Below are 14,502 nucleotides of genomic sequence, written 5' to 3'. Positions count from 1 at the left end.
GGGAAACCCTTAAACTCTCTTGCTGTTTAAACACAGCGTATTATCAATTTAAATGATTAAATATGTACTTCCTGAATTTACAACATCGTCTTATCTTAGCAACCCTAAAACACTTTGCTGTTTAGGGTTTGCCTGCAACACCATCCACTCAGACGCATTGACAGAAGCCCGTCGTCTAAAACGTGACACCAAACGGCGAATTTCATCCAAATTCTGTACTTCCTGAGTCGATACGCCAGTCGTGTCCCCCTGATCAACACGTAACAAACGTTTAGATAAGACCAACTCGTTTTCCACCGCTTTAGCATAAACGTTCCCATGCAAGCCCAACAAATGTTTTTCAATTACCTGTGTCATGAGAAACCACTCCTTTTAGCCTGTGTCAAATCAGGACATTAAACTTTGATTTATAGAGTCGTGCTGCTTGAGCAAGACTCCACAAATCAAAATATAATGAGGAAAAAGCCCGGGAGGAAATTCCTCCCGGCATTATTTAGATTACTGAAGTAATCCAAGTACATTTTGAGTTGATTGATTCGCTTGCGAAAGCATACTTTGACCCGCCTGTTGCAGAACTTGCGTTCTGGCAAGATTTGCACTCTCAGCGGCATAATCCGCATCTTCAATACGACTACGGGCGGCCGAAATGTTTTCGTTAACATTTTGCAAGTTGGAAATGGTGTATTCCATACGGTTTTGCATCGCACCGAAACCAGCACGGATTTTTGCAACTGTTTCCAGTGCGGCATCCACCTGAGACATAACCCCCAGGGCCGAAGCTTGCGTTTGAATCGTTCCTAAAACACCTAATGCCGAAGCATTCATGGTTTTCAAGGAGATTTTCAACGTGTTTTCAGCATCCGTCTCCCAACCGGCATGAATGGAAATTGTATTCGAACTGGCCATCAATTTAACGCCGTTAAATTTTGTGGTGGAAGCGATACGGTTGATCTCGATTCTCAACTGAGAAACCTCGATGTTCATTTGTGAACGTTGAGCTGAATTGTAGGTTTCGTTCGCCGACTGAACCGCTAGCTCACGAATACGGTACAACATATTCACGGTTTCTTCGGCCGCACCATCAACGGTTTGTACCAAACCAATCCCATCATTTGCATTACGAATCGCCATATCCGTACCACGAATCTGAGAGGTCATTTGTGTCACAACCGCTTTACCGGCCGCGTCATCCGCCGTTTTATTGATACGCAAACCAGAAGTCAAACGTTCCATTGAAGTTGACATTTCGCGACTGCTTTGATCCAACAAACGGACCGCATTTTCAGAAGCGATATTTGTATTAATTACCATAGCCATAATATTTACTCCCAAGTGTAAAGTAAGCTAATATCAAGGTCTCATCCTATTCCATCTCGGTCGTAGCCATGAAACCTTTCGCCTTTCAATTACGTTATCGGGACACCACTAGAAAACTTGATACCTTTTTACTTAAAAATATAAAATATAGTTTATTTTCAATAACTTAAAAAATATTGGAACTCTAAAATTTAATAAAAGATAGCTTTATAAGGAAGGAGAAAGGCTTTTAGAACATCAATCACGGAGGGCTTAGAAATAAAAAAAGCGAGTGCCGAGAAAACCCAACACTCGCTTTTAGATAACCATAAAATCAAACAATATTACTGACAATATTGCCAATTTTATCGTCACGGCTTACCTCTTTAGAAAGCTCTGCTTCTAAATACTCGACCAGACGTCGGGAGACGCTTAAAAACTCATCCGAAGGAAATTGCTTAATGACCTCTTTAGAGTCTTTATCGATTAAAGAATAGATGTTTCTCCCCGTTACATCGTCTTTTTCAAACATCATATAGTTGTCCAAATTGTCCAACATGGCATTGATGTTTTCCATCAGACGATCGGTTTCCGTTTCGGAAACCGTAACACTGCTCGAATTTTGAGGAGCATCAATCGAAGACTTCTTGTTCAGAACATCTATGCTGGAAGAAGCCTTCTGCTTGTCTAAAGGAGGCGCGGAACCCACTGTTGTTGATTCATTCGCTACCTTTGGCGTCGATGTCGTGCTTGGCACGTACATTTTCGTCTCCAGTAACTCATCACCAAGAGTATTCATAATAATACCCCCCTCCTTTCAAGCTCAGCTATAGTATGTATTTATACTAAATTAACTCAGCAATGCCAATACATTTTGCTGAGACTGGTTCGCTTGAGACAACATACTCATACCCGCTTGTTGTAGAACTTGTGTTCTCGCCAAGTTAGCACTTTCTTCAGCGTAATCCGCATCTTCAATACGACTACGGGCGGCTGAAATGTTTTCGTTAACATTCTGCAAGTTAGAAATGGTGTATTCCATACGGTTTTGCAAGGCACCAAATCCAGCACGGGTTTTTGCAACTGTTTCCAGTGCAGTATCTACCTGAGACATAACCCCCAGGGCCGAAGCTTGCGTTTGAATCGTTCCTAAAACACCCAATGCTGAAGCATTCATGGTTTTCAATGAAATTTTCAAGGTGTTGTCAGCAGCTGTCTCCCAACCCGCATGAATGGAAATTGTATTCGAACTGGCCATCAGCTTCACACCGTTAAATTTGGTGGTGGACGCGATACGGTTAATTTCTTGTCTCAACTGAGACACTTCGATGTTCATCTGTGAACGCTGTGCCGAGTTGTAAGTTTCGTTCGCCGACTGAACTGCTAGCTCACGAATACGGTACAACATGTTAACGGTTTCTTCGGCCGCACCATCAACGGTTTGCACCAAAGAAATACCGTCATTCGCATTACGAACCGCCATATCCGTACCACGGATTTGTGAAGTCATTGACGTTACAACCGCTTTACCGGCCGCGTCATCTGCTGTTTTATTGATACGCAAACCAGAGGTCAAGCGCTCCATTGAAGTCGCCATTTCACGGTTAGAACCGTCCAATAGACGTACTGCGTTTTCGGAAGCAATATTTGTATTGATTACCATTGCCATGATCTTATCTCCTTTTTAAAAAATATACGATTGCTATTATTTTTTATATCAGCACAATCGAGTCATTCTTTCCCTTCACTGTTGGTAACGGCCAACTTTTATAAAGCTTTAGAAAAAAAATCGATTTTTTTTAAATTTTTTTTGGCATACTTTCTGTTACGTATGCAAAAGGCTTTAAAAACAGGCATTTTCATCATTTTTTGAGAAAACTAAAACGGAACCTATGGATACAATTAATACTCAAAACCTTTACACCAATGCTTTTGGCGATCAGTATTTCCAAGAAATCAACCACACAGCATTTGACACGGTTGGCGCGACTTCCACTTTCAATAAGGTATTTAATCAAGTCCTTGACCAAGAAAATATGCTTTTCATTATTGTCGGGTCCGATTCAGGATTATTGGTTCCCTATTTACAAAAATATCATTCTGGCCGAGGACGCCACTACATTCTGATTGATAAACCGGAAATTCTGTCTTACATAAACACGAATATGGAAATCGATGAAAGCTTGATTAGCTTGGCGTCTGAAGATATAAACTTCGGTGACTTGTCTGAACGTTATTCGGATTACATCGCCCACGGTCGTTATACTTTACTGCGTTCACTATCCGTTATTGATTCCAAAAACGACCTGTATCGCCAACTTTGGGAAATCACTCTAGACAAGTACAACATCTTCTCTGCATCCGAAAGTGGCTACGCCATCAATAATATTTTCATTGACAGCCAACTTAAAAGTCTGTCGTCCAATAGCACGCCAGTATCAAAAATTGAAAAGGCTTTAAAAGGCACTACCGCAGTCATCATGGGTGGGGGGCCGTCTCTGGACGACAGTATCGATTGGATTAAAGCCAATCAAGACCAGCTTGTTATTTTTGCAGCGGCTCGAATTGCCAATCGTTTGAAAAAGGAAGGAGTTCAACCTGATTTTTTCGTCACAGTAGATCCCCATGCGGTGAGCTACGACAACAGCAAACCCATGCTCCAATTCGGTGACAGCGCCATATTGGTTCATTCCAATAATGCCAATAACAAACTCATCGCCGAATGGTCTGGTGTACATGCCTATCTTGGTTTAATGTTTCCTTGGGTGGATGAAAAACATCCACAACCAGACAACCTTAATATCGTTGGCCCAACGGTAACCAATACCATGGCATCCGTAGCCAGCTATCTCGGGGCGGAACAAGTTGTTTTTTCAGGTGTGGATTTCTGTTATGGAGAAGGCGGCAAAAGTTACGAGTCCGAAAGTGTTGAGTCCAAAACAGGCAAATATCTGGATACCGCGACCAACCGCGTTAAAACTTATTCAGGACGCATTGCCGAAACCACCCCAAGCTTTGCCAATGCTCGTCAGGGCATGGAAGAATTAGTCGCTTATTCTGTCGAATTTTTCAAAAGCCGTTTTTACACCCTTAGTCAGGAAGCGGCTTTAATCGACAAAGTTGAGTACGCCCGCCCAGAAAACATTCAACTACCCGCCCAAACGAAAGCCGAAGCCATCCGTGATATAAAAAAAGCCCTTTCCTTTGACCTAAAAACCTATAAGAAACATTTACAATATGCCAAGTCTTACTGTCAGGAAATGCGCGATCTATGCCGTACGATCATTAAAGAATCTCGGCAAGGCAAAAAAATTGCACAGCGTTTATTTAAAGATTTAGACGAAACCGACAAACTTACCCAACAAATCATTACTCTCCAAAAAAACCTGAACGCTCAAATGGGGACGCATGCCGAGTTTATATTTAATTATTCCATCAAAGCCTACAAAGATTTTATGAACCCCAGTATCGGCAAGGAGGATATGACGCGTGATCAAATCAAAGACTCCTTTATCCATTATTTCTCAGGCCTGGTGAATTCTGCAACCCCTCTAAAAAAATCCATCGAAGAAGCCATCTCGCGTTTAAACCACCGCATTAAAGAAACAGAAGGGACCAAACATTTCGATAAACTGGTTGAAAAATGGCATCAGTGGCATGAAGAGGGACGGCCAATTGTTTGGATGAAAATGCATGACCTTTCAATAAAGGACTTAACTGAAGAGCAACAAAAAGCCGTACAAACCTTACTTGACACCTACCATCAAGAATTAACTTCAAATGAAACTCAGCTGAGCCAACAGTTGAAATCTCAAGGTGAAAACATAGCCAATCTGTTTGACCGGATTCATCGCTATTTCATCGAAAACCGGCCTTATGATTTAGAAGAACTGATTAATTACATTGCCGAACAGGGTGGTGACAATGCCAAAGACCTTTGCCATTTAGGAACCGGTTACTTATATGAACTCAAAGAAATGCCAAATGACGCCATCGATCAGTTCGTGCAGATCAAAGAAGAAAAACTTTTGATGGAAGGGCTAAAGCGGGTCGTCAACATCACCTTGGATAAAAAAGATTACCAAACCGCTCTGAATGCACTGGAAGTGCTGACTCACTATTCAGACGAATACTTCATCGCTTATGCCGATATTCTGGCCGCTACCGGAGACGGCCCAGGGGCAGCGGAAATCTATCTTCACTATTTAAATCGCAATGAAAAAGATTCCGCAACCTGGATTAAACTGGCCAAGTTGCTCATCTATCTTGGACTTCAAGATGATGCCATTCAAGCCATCAATAAAATCAAGGAAATCGACCCGGATAATATCGTAACCGATGAACTGATGAACCTGGCGACACGCCCGAAAAATTAACCCTCCCTTAAACAAAAACCGGCCAATGCCGGTTTTTGTTTATCCCTAAGACTTATTCTGAGACTATTTGAAATAGACTTCATAATCGGCTTGAGCTTGCTCATAATCGGGAATATGACCAATATCCATCCAATACTCTGTTAGCGGAAATCCTCCGGTTTTTTGGTCTTCATCAATCAGAGCATCCACCAACGTTGGCATATCATAAAAACTATCCTGCGGGATTTTCGACAGAACTTCCGGCGATAAACAGTAGATGCCGGCATTCACAAAATACCGATAAACCGGCTTTTCTACCAACTGGTTAATATAAGGCCCCTGCATCTCAATCACACCATACGGCACTTGATGTGAATACTCACGTACACACGTCGTCACACAATTTTCATGCTCGGCATGAAAGTCCAACAGTGAACGGAAATCAACTTTGGTCAGAAGGTCTCCGTTCATCACAATTAAAGGCAGGCCTGGCAACTTTGGCAAAAGGCTTAAAGCCCCCGCCGTTCCCATCGGCTTGGTTTCCTCTATGTAGGTAATGCGTATACCCCATTGTTTCCCATCACCGAAATACTGTCGAATCTTTTCGCCAAGGTAATTAATGCAAAAATAAAACTCCGTAAACCCTTGATCGGCAATGTGTTTGACGATGGTTTCCAAAATCGGTTGATTGCCGACCGGCAACATGGGTTTTGGAACGGTTTCAGTCAAAGGCCGCAATCGCATTCCCAGGCCTCCCAACATTAAAACCACCGGGTTCTTACGCCGCGGCGTGATCTGTGTTTTACGGTAATAAAGCCCAACCACTTGCTTGTGGGCATTTAAGATTGGTAAATGCCGCAAGGAACGACGCTTCATGTGTTGATGCCAAACCATCTCCGTTTCGGATTCATAGCCAACAGAGGGCTTAGCATTCGCCACCAGTGTAATCGGACTATCCAGACTTTCGCCACGTAATAGACCCCGGCGAATATCCCCATCCGTCACCGTGCCTTTCAACTGACGGTCTTTCGAAATGACCAGCACGATTTGCATCGCTTGCTGATCCAACACCGTCAAAGCATCCCGAATGGTTGCATCTTCACTAATGGATATGGCCTGCCAATCAAATAAGTCCATGCACATTCCTTCCAGTCATTATTTCAGCTGCGTTTGCCGCATCTTTAACAAAGCTTCGACTTGGAATACATCGGCCAAATCATCAATGTCCACCCCGGAAATCGGATCCATCACAAACAATTCGGATAATCCCTCACCGGTAAATTCACGGTGCGAGCGTAAGAATTGTGGTGTGACGATATAGATTGCACCGTTAATCACATAATAATCATTGGTGTAATCCTGGCGTCGGGAAACATAACGTTCCGGTTGCGCAAGATATTCCCAGCCCCCATCATGTGCTTGAACGCACTTGTAAGGGTGTTCCTTCATCGGCTGCACACTAATTAACGAATCTTTATCGCTTTCCAGGAACTGTAAAATGGCCGCGTCGATTTCCTCCACAGTTCGTAAAGGCGACGTCGGTTGCAACAATACCACCGCATCCGGCAAACGGTTCTGTTCTTCCAGCCAATCCAGCGCATGTAAGACAGCTTCGGCCGTCGTGGTATGATCTTCCGCCAAACTGGCCGGACGAACATAGTCGACTTTCAGTCCCAATGATTTCGCATACCCATTGATTTCGGCATCTTCACTCGACATCATCAAACCGTTCAAATAGTCGCTTTTTTGTGCTTCATCAATCGTATATTGCAACAAGGGTTTGTCTAAAATCGGATACAGGTTTTTACCAACCAATCCTTTAGAACCGCCTCGTGCCGGGATTAAGGCTAAAATATCCGCCTGTTCAACCATCTCTGTATTTCCTTTGTGTGTTCAAAACCGACATAGACGTCAGCCAAATGCGCGTTTGGACTTTTCAAAATCCGATAACAGCTTTTCCATCATTATGCCGATGGAAGCCTGCGGATTAGGCAAATGAGCCTTTGCTTTATGCCAAAGGATTTGCCGTGTTTCTTCGAGCAAACCTTGTTCCAAAACCGTCAGCATCTCTTCTTCTTTATCGACCGATAACAGCAACTCTTCACTGATTAACGGTAATTCTTTCAAATGACTGTACTCCTGCCACCAACGAATCAACTCCGGTTCAAACCACAAATAGACGCTGGCGTTGAATGGTCGATGCGCCATTTCGTTTAAATAAAGATTATCGAAACAACACGTCGAAAAAGCACTCAGTACCAAATCACACACCACCAAACTGTCCTTAATATCCAAAAACGGGTCCAAAGAAACTCGGTCACCAAATGCTTCGGTGAACAACGACAAGGTTTTCTCTTGCAATTCCGGCGTTTCTTTCGGGTGCGGACGGTACAGTAATTTAAACGGGCGCGGCCAGTTGGAAAGTTGACGGGTGAGCGCTTCAATGGTCTCGAAATAACCGGCAATCTCCAGTATCGGTTGGCCATAAAATCCCAAGACAACTTCATCGGATTCGACCAGGCCTGGGCGTTTTTCGGCGCGAGCTTTCAGAGGATCATAAGCGCGATAATCGATATGCTTGATGGAACCAATCGCGACGTTCTCGATATCCGGATAACGTTCCTGGGTGATGCGAATGGCTTCGTCATCCATCACAAAAGCCGTGTCCGGTAATGCGCCGGAGGCTTGATTCATATCTCCCCAGAAACTTTGCAACGCATAAGAATGAATATCGTGAGTCGCGGCATAGTGCAATACCGCTTCATCGATACCGGTATCCGGTCCTGAAATACCGGTTAAGACCGCGTCGGGTTGAAAGCTTTCAAACTGATTACGGAGAAATGCATCTTCCAATACAAGCGCAAATTCATCTTTGGGAATGGCGTAAAGCTTATCGGCCGGCACAAACGGTTGCAGCATTTGAAACGCCGGTTCCTGGCATAAAACACGTAATTCAAAACGTCCGCTTTCAAGCAATTCCGGAATCAGCTTTTCGAACGAAAGCGCTGTGGCAGGGTCTCGTGCGGTAATCAATAATTTCATCATCTGAACAATCAGGCCGCCGCAGCCCCGGAAAGCGTTCCAGTTTACGAATCACGTTTTGACAACGTAAGGCGCGGCGATGGCTTTTAACTCCGTTTCATGTCGAAAGGTTAGATTATATAAAAATGCGAACTTTTGCCACTCGGATTTCGGTATTTCCTGTGAGGTAGTCAATTGCAACTCTGCCAAAATCAAAAATGCCCGAATCGCCAGCCCTTGCAACAAGTCGATGAACCGGGTTTCAGAGCGGATTGCCACCGGGTTTTGCGCTTGATAGGCATCCAAAAGAGTATGACTCATGGCCGCCAATTGTTCAGGTTCATGCACGCACAACACGAATCGCTCAATCACAAAAGCCAGATCCTTCAAAGGGTCGAACCAAGCCGTCAAACTGTCTTCAAAATCCAAAAACGCCACCCGACCATCAGGCCGAAACAAAACATTACCGACATTCAAGTCTCCGTGCACAGGCTGACCGTCATCCATCAAGTGCGCCAACCAATCCGGCGAATGTGCTTTTAAGCACGCTTGGGCTTCAGTCGGCAATTGAGCCATTCTTTCAGGGGATTGCAACAACATCTTCCAACGTGCCGTTAACATCGCATGACGTTCTTCCCCGCCCGCTCGAATTTTCTCCGCTTGCGGTAGATTCTTCAATCGTCGATGAAGTTGCCCGAGCGCCTGTCCCAACAACCGTAAATCCGAACCCTCATAATCGGTAAAGCGTCCCTCCCAAAAAGGAAACGCCAATGCTGTCACATCTTCGGACACCGTATCCGGAAACCCTTGAACCATAGGCGGTACGGAAAAAACCACGTTCGCATCAATAGACAAATCTTGATGAGTGGACATCATCGCATCAACCAAAACCTGACCTTCCAGCATGCGTTTCGCTTTTTGCGGAGCCACCAGCTTTAAAAACCAATCCAAGGTTTCGTGGTTCGACATCTCGCCCGTCAGACGAAAAAAACCGTACGGCCCAGTTTGGTGGGTTTGCAATTGCCAGGCCTGGTCAATTTTGATTGAATGTTTTTCGGACAGTAAATGCAAAAACGCCCAGGCCTGGGCGTTTTCTGGTGATGCGTCATGAGATGACATCACCATCTCTAACCATTTCAGTTCCGGAGGACGAAGACCGGGGAAAGCGGGAAGCTCAGGTAACCAGCGCATCACATCTCCCAATACCGCTTACTTCTCACGGAACGCAATATCCGGCCAGCCAATGATTTCCCCCGCCGAAAGCGAACGCTTCAAGACCTGCCCTTCTATTTCCGACCAATATTCGGCTTTGATGCCCAATGCCGGAAAGGCAAAACGGACATTATCGATGCTCAAAACACTCTCTGCCGCCAAATCGGTTTTGGCAACCAAGCCCATTCGCGATACATATTTTTCACGTTGCCGTGGCAGAACGCGAATTCCATTACCCATCGCATCGGCGATATTATTGATTTTCTGCAAAACGGCGGCAACTTGGCTGACCGGCATGGCATGACCGCCATCCTGTTCATCGCCCATTTCATCGGGGCAAATGCCTTTTTCCAACACCACCGCTCCCATCGCCGTGGCCGCATACAACATTTCTTCACCACCGTGATGATCCGATAAACCATAGGGCAGCCCAACGGCTTGTCCCAAAGTCTGCATAAAACGTAGATTTTGCTGTTCCACCGGATTGGGCGGTCCTTTTGGGCTATGCTCCACAACAATGTCGACCGCATCCCCTTTCAAACCGCAATCCTGCGCCCAGTTAACCGCACGCGCCATTTCTTCGACCGTGGAATGACCGGTATCGATTATCATCGGCAACCCTAACTGTGCGACATATTCGATTAACGGCTGATGGGTAATATTGGACGAGGCGATTTTGATGGCCTTACAACCGATTTGTCGGGCGAAATCCGCCCCTTCAAAATCATAAACGGACACAATGGTATCCATGCCCTTATCTTTGGCGTACTGGAACAAGGTTTCATAAGACGATAACGGCACTACCTTGCGCTCAATCAAATCACGGTAGTTTTCCTGTTTAAGCTCACCGGTTTGATGTCCCCAGTATTTTTCATTACCGGACAAATGCGCATCCAGGCAAATTTCCGGCGTCTGCAGAATCTCACCCTTGATGGTGGTAACGCCCGCCTCGCCCAGTGCATCCACCAACGCTTCGGCTTGTTGCATATCCTGATTGAAATAAGTACCGATATCCGGTAAAAACATCGGTCGACCGGAGTGCAACTGGTCTTGCCAAAAACTTCTTACATCCATATCACCCCTCCCGATGCCCCATCATAATTTCAAAAAGGCTTCCACCAATTTCAACCCCAACTCGCCGGATTTTTCCGGATGGAACTGACAACCGATTTTATTGTCACGCTGTATCGCGGCGGTAATGGCGTGCCCGCCAAAATCGAACACCGCCAATTGGTCGGCGTCATTGGCCACATCCGCATAATACGAATGCACAAAATAAAAAGCATTGCTTTCCGGCACGGCTTCCAGCAAAGAACCTTGCCAGGACGTTTTGTTCGGCTGAATCGATGCCCAGCCCATGTGCGGAACCGTCATGTTTTGACCGTTCACACCTCGCTCCGGAAGTCTTTCGACCCGACCCGGTAAAAGCCCCAGGCCTGGTGTTTTTTCAAACTCTTCGCCTTCATCCAACATCATTTGCATGCCCAAACAAATCCCTAGAAAGGGTTTATCATTGGCTGCCTGTTGAATCGCTTCCACCAGGTCTTGAGCCTGTAATTGCTGCATCGCTTCCGGAAACGCCCCCACCCCCGGGAACACCAGTCGCTCGGCTTGTTCGATTTGTTCCGGTCGCGTGGCGATATCGACTGTCGCGCCCTGATGTTCAAATGCACGCTGCACATTCAGCAAGTTCCCGGCACCGTAATCAATCAAGGTAACATTGCGACTCATTTGGCTCATTGAACTCATGACAGCTCCCCTCCGTGAACGGAATGGATTGCCTCTTGTGGGCGAACCGACAAACCGTTTTCGGCACACACCTGTCGAATGCCCTCAACGGTATCGCGCTCATAATGCAAAATATCCGCCATGGCAATCGCATTCGCCCCGGCTTGAATTGCTTCCACACCATCCATCCCTTGCCCCATGCCACCGGAAGCAATGATCGGCACCGATACGGCCTCGGAAACCGCCTCAATCAACGCCAAGTCATACCCTTTACGGCCGCCTTCTTTATCCACGGAAGTCAACAACACTTCACCGACGCCACGCGCCACCGCTTCCTTGACCCATTCCACGACATCCAAACCGGTATGCTCACGACCATTGTCGGTAAACGCCAACCATTTACCATCGGCTTGCCGGATAGCTTCAACCGACAACACCACACATTGCTCACCAAAGGTTTTCGCCATTTCATTGATGAGGTCCGGGCGTTGCACCGCAGCAGTGTTAATCGCCACCTTATCGGCACCAGAGCGCAAAATTTCCCGCGCATCTTCTACCGAGCGAATACCGCCACCCACGGTAATCGGAATAAACACAGATTTAACCGTTTCCTTGACGATTTCAGTCAGATTATTGCGACCGTAAAGCGACGCTACGGCATCCATATACAACAATTCATCCGCACCCTTCTCGTAATACTTACGCGCATATTCATTCGGATTACCGATTTTACGCAAACCTTCCAGCTTGACGCCTTTAATCAGGTGCTTGGATTTAATATCAAGACGGGGAATAAGACGAATCATTTATGAATATCTTTAATTTGTTGTAACACAACTCTTCGCTGAAAATTACCAGAGAACCTATCTACAACATCCAAAAAAGACTTGCAAATATAAACTAAAAACATTCCAATAAAACTTACTATGAATAAAAAGGGAAATACGGAACCGTCTCCTGATTCAATGGCATTAATAACTTTTATTAAACCAATACCCCAAAAACCTGTGATTAAAAATACAGTCATAGAAACCCAACCAAAGATTAGCCCTACTATATTAGAAAATCTTTCATATTGCTTATTTAGACTATGCATCAATCCTTTTGGTTTAATCTCATTTTTTAGTTCAATTAAATCATTTTTACTTAATTCACAATTTAAAATTTTCTCTTTTAATTTTTTTCTTATTTCATCGACTTCTTTTTCTTCAACATTTAAGGTTTCTTCCTCTTGTATTAAAAAAATAGCGGAAGTAAAAAAAACAATTAAAGTAATCAAAAATAAAATTATTTGATATAAAAAATTTTGAATAATTAAATCGCTAAATATTGCGAATCCACCAATAATAGCCGTTACTAAGTTAAATAACATCCACTGTACTAAATTACCTTTTAATTTCATCTTAACTATTGCAGGAAACCTAGGTACAAAACTGATTAACTCGTCTTTGAGAATTGTTATTTTATTCATATCCATAAGTTTCTATTTACCCCAAACCGTATGACGCTGCACCCAGACCCCGTTTTCTTTTTTCCACAAATGCGGCGAGCGGAAGGTATCTGTCAATAAATCAAAATATTCTCTGTCCATGATCGGTTGCTCGAACATCTTGGAAGCGATGGGAAACTCTTTTTCCGGAATTGATAAATATTCGAAAATTTCTTCGGCAAAACGCTCCGGAAATTCCATATCAAAGCGTTTCACCAAGGCCACACCTTCTTCACGGTCAATATCGCCGGAACGGATTTCCTGCGCTGCATCATAAGTGGCACGGCCAATGCCGAATTTCACGCCGGTAGTGTAGTAATGGAAATCGTCGATTTTGTCGTCAATGGAGTTATATTTGGAATATGTGCCGGGCGTACGCTCCGGCGAAGCTTCAAACCCTCCGTGCTCGTGGGCATAGTAATAACAACTTTGCGGGTGCCATTTAAGGTAATACCCCAGATAATGCACTTCCACGCCGGTTTCTTCCAGCTGCTGAGGATTGGCCGGCATATAAGGGTCCAAATCGGCTTTTTCCAATCCGAAATCATCTTTGAGGGATTTAATCGACACCCCGCCGATATTAATTTCGGCTTCATCCGTCATGGTGAAATATTGCCAGTCACGCTGTGCCTTGTCGGTATCGCCTTTGGGGTTGCCATATTCCGCTTCGTTTTCACCAAAGAACACCAGTGGTATGTTCATCATCGCGGCCATTTTCGGTGCCAAGGCTTTTTGGCCAATCATAAACGCCTGGAACGGATGAAAGAGTTTTTCCACTGACAGGCGCGTCAGCAAACGGTGCACCCGCCCGTTCGGGGTCATCAACTGGTTATCAAACCCGGCATGAATCCATTTCTGAAAGTTACGCCAGCCCCATTCGGTGTAAATATGCGGCGCCCAGGTCACAGTAAATGGGTGCATACCATATTTTTCTTTCAAAATATGCGAGGCATAGAAGCTATCTTTACCACCGGAGCCGGGCAATAAACAATCGTAAGAACCGTCTTTGGAACGGTGCTTATCACACAAAGCCTGTAGCTCTTCCTCCCGCATGCCCCAATCGATGGTGTGTTCTTTTTCTTCAGCGACTCGGCAAGCGTCGCACACGCCTTCTTCATCAAAATTGATGGTGGCTTTCTTGGAGTCTTTAGTATGTTTGTATTCCACCGCTGAATTGGGGCGTTGGTTGGAAATGGTACATTTTTTACAGAATTTAACGTCTTTCGGTAAACCGTATTTGGTTTCCAGTTGATCTTCCGGCAGTTCAAACTTGGACAGGTCAATCGGCTTCGGTTTTGGAATGATAAAAGACATTGTGTTGTTTCCCTCTGAAGTATTTTTGATTTTTATAATATTCGTATCGGCCAGTTATACTAAAAATTCAGTCTAAATGCGCCATAA

The 14,502-nt window shown here is 44.7% G+C and carries 14 protein-coding genes; 1 reads left to right on the top strand and 13 read right to left on the bottom strand.

From position 1 onward, the window contains the following. Positions 1 to 90: 90 nt before the first annotated feature. From AYJ59_RS06170 to AYJ59_RS06155, 4 genes are all read right to left on the bottom strand, one after another. Positions 91 to 357 carry a hypothetical protein gene (locus AYJ59_RS06170; protein ID WP_127119589.1) on the bottom strand — a complete coding sequence of 89 codons (267 nt, stop codon included), beginning with the start codon at positions 355 to 357 and terminating at the stop codon, positions 91 to 93. A 141-nt stretch (positions 358 to 498) separates the two neighbouring features. Continuing rightward, on the bottom strand, positions 499 to 1,317 hold the full coding sequence (locus AYJ59_RS06165) for a flagellin N-terminal helical domain-containing protein (RefSeq protein ID WP_127119588.1): 819 nt from the start codon (positions 1,315 to 1,317) through the stop codon (positions 499 to 501). Positions 1,318 to 1,630: 313 nt separating this feature from the next. After that, entirely contained in the window at positions 1,631 to 2,095 is a 465-nt protein-coding gene (locus AYJ59_RS06160) for a flagellar protein FlaG (protein ID WP_127119587.1), read from the bottom strand. A 51-nt stretch (positions 2,096 to 2,146) separates the two neighbouring features. Next, entirely contained in the window at positions 2,147 to 2,965 is an 819-nt protein-coding gene (locus AYJ59_RS06155; RefSeq protein WP_127119586.1) for a flagellin N-terminal helical domain-containing protein, read from the bottom strand. A gap of 223 nt (positions 2,966 to 3,188) precedes the next feature. Between AYJ59_RS06155 and AYJ59_RS06150 the strand changes: the two genes are divergently transcribed. Further along, positions 3,189 to 5,672 (top strand): 6-hydroxymethylpterin diphosphokinase MptE-like protein, encoded by a 2,484-nt coding sequence (locus tag AYJ59_RS06150; protein WP_127119585.1) that lies wholly within the window; start codon positions 3,189 to 3,191, stop codon positions 5,670 to 5,672. 63 nt (positions 5,673 to 5,735) lie between these two features. On the opposite strand, the gene AYJ59_RS06145 is transcribed toward AYJ59_RS06150, so the two are convergent. The 9 genes from AYJ59_RS06145 to AYJ59_RS06105 are packed head-to-tail and all read right to left on the bottom strand — an operon-like array spanning position 5,736 to position 14,415. Next, positions 5,736 to 6,788 carry a nucleotidyltransferase family protein gene (locus AYJ59_RS06145; protein WP_127119584.1) on the bottom strand — a complete coding sequence of 351 codons (1,053 nt, stop codon included), beginning with the start codon at positions 6,786 to 6,788 and terminating at the stop codon, positions 5,736 to 5,738. Positions 6,789 to 6,806: 18 nt separating this feature from the next. Beyond that, entirely contained in the window at positions 6,807 to 7,523 is a 717-nt protein-coding gene (locus AYJ59_RS06140) for an acylneuraminate cytidylyltransferase family protein (protein ID WP_127119583.1), read from the bottom strand. A gap of 39 nt (positions 7,524 to 7,562) precedes the next feature. Next, complete coding sequence (locus AYJ59_RS06135; protein ID WP_127119582.1) at positions 7,563 to 8,696, bottom strand: hypothetical protein; 1,134 nt, start codon at positions 8,694 to 8,696, stop codon at positions 7,563 to 7,565. 48 nt (positions 8,697 to 8,744) lie between these two features. Beyond that, positions 8,745 to 9,863 (bottom strand): phosphotransferase, encoded by a 1,119-nt coding sequence (locus AYJ59_RS06130; RefSeq protein WP_127119581.1) that lies wholly within the window; start codon positions 9,861 to 9,863, stop codon positions 8,745 to 8,747. A gap of 18 nt (positions 9,864 to 9,881) precedes the next feature. Next, entirely contained in the window at positions 9,882 to 10,958 is a 1,077-nt protein-coding gene (locus tag AYJ59_RS06125) for an N-acetylneuraminate synthase family protein (RefSeq protein ID WP_127119580.1), read from the bottom strand. Positions 10,959 to 10,979: 21 nt separating this feature from the next. Next, a complete protein-coding gene (gene hisH, locus AYJ59_RS06120; RefSeq protein WP_206197910.1) occupies positions 10,980 to 11,633 on the bottom strand; it encodes an imidazole glycerol phosphate synthase subunit HisH in 654 nt (217 codons plus the stop codon). Then, positions 11,630 to 12,418: an imidazole glycerol phosphate synthase subunit HisF gene (gene hisF / locus AYJ59_RS06115; protein WP_127119579.1), complete on the bottom strand. Its 789-nt coding sequence runs from the start codon at positions 12,416 to 12,418 to the stop codon at positions 11,630 to 11,632. The genes hisH and hisF overlap by 4 nt, the downstream gene beginning before the upstream one ends. Then, entirely contained in the window at positions 12,415 to 13,089 is a 675-nt protein-coding gene (locus tag AYJ59_RS06110) for a hypothetical protein (RefSeq protein WP_029938341.1), read from the bottom strand. Before AYJ59_RS06110 ends, hisF begins: the two co-directional genes overlap by 4 nt. 6 nt (positions 13,090 to 13,095) lie before the next feature. Next, entirely contained in the window at positions 13,096 to 14,415 is a 1,320-nt protein-coding gene (locus tag AYJ59_RS06105) for an N-acetyl sugar amidotransferase (protein ID WP_029938342.1), read from the bottom strand. Between the last annotated feature and the right edge of the window lie 87 nt (positions 14,416 to 14,502).

The sequence above is a fragment of the Thiomicrospira sp. S5 genome, from assembly GCF_003991075.1.
GTDB classification, from domain to species: domain Bacteria; phylum Pseudomonadota; class Gammaproteobacteria; order Thiomicrospirales; family Thiomicrospiraceae; genus Hydrogenovibrio; species Hydrogenovibrio thermophilus.
This window is presented reverse-complemented; position numbering and strand designations above follow the sequence as displayed.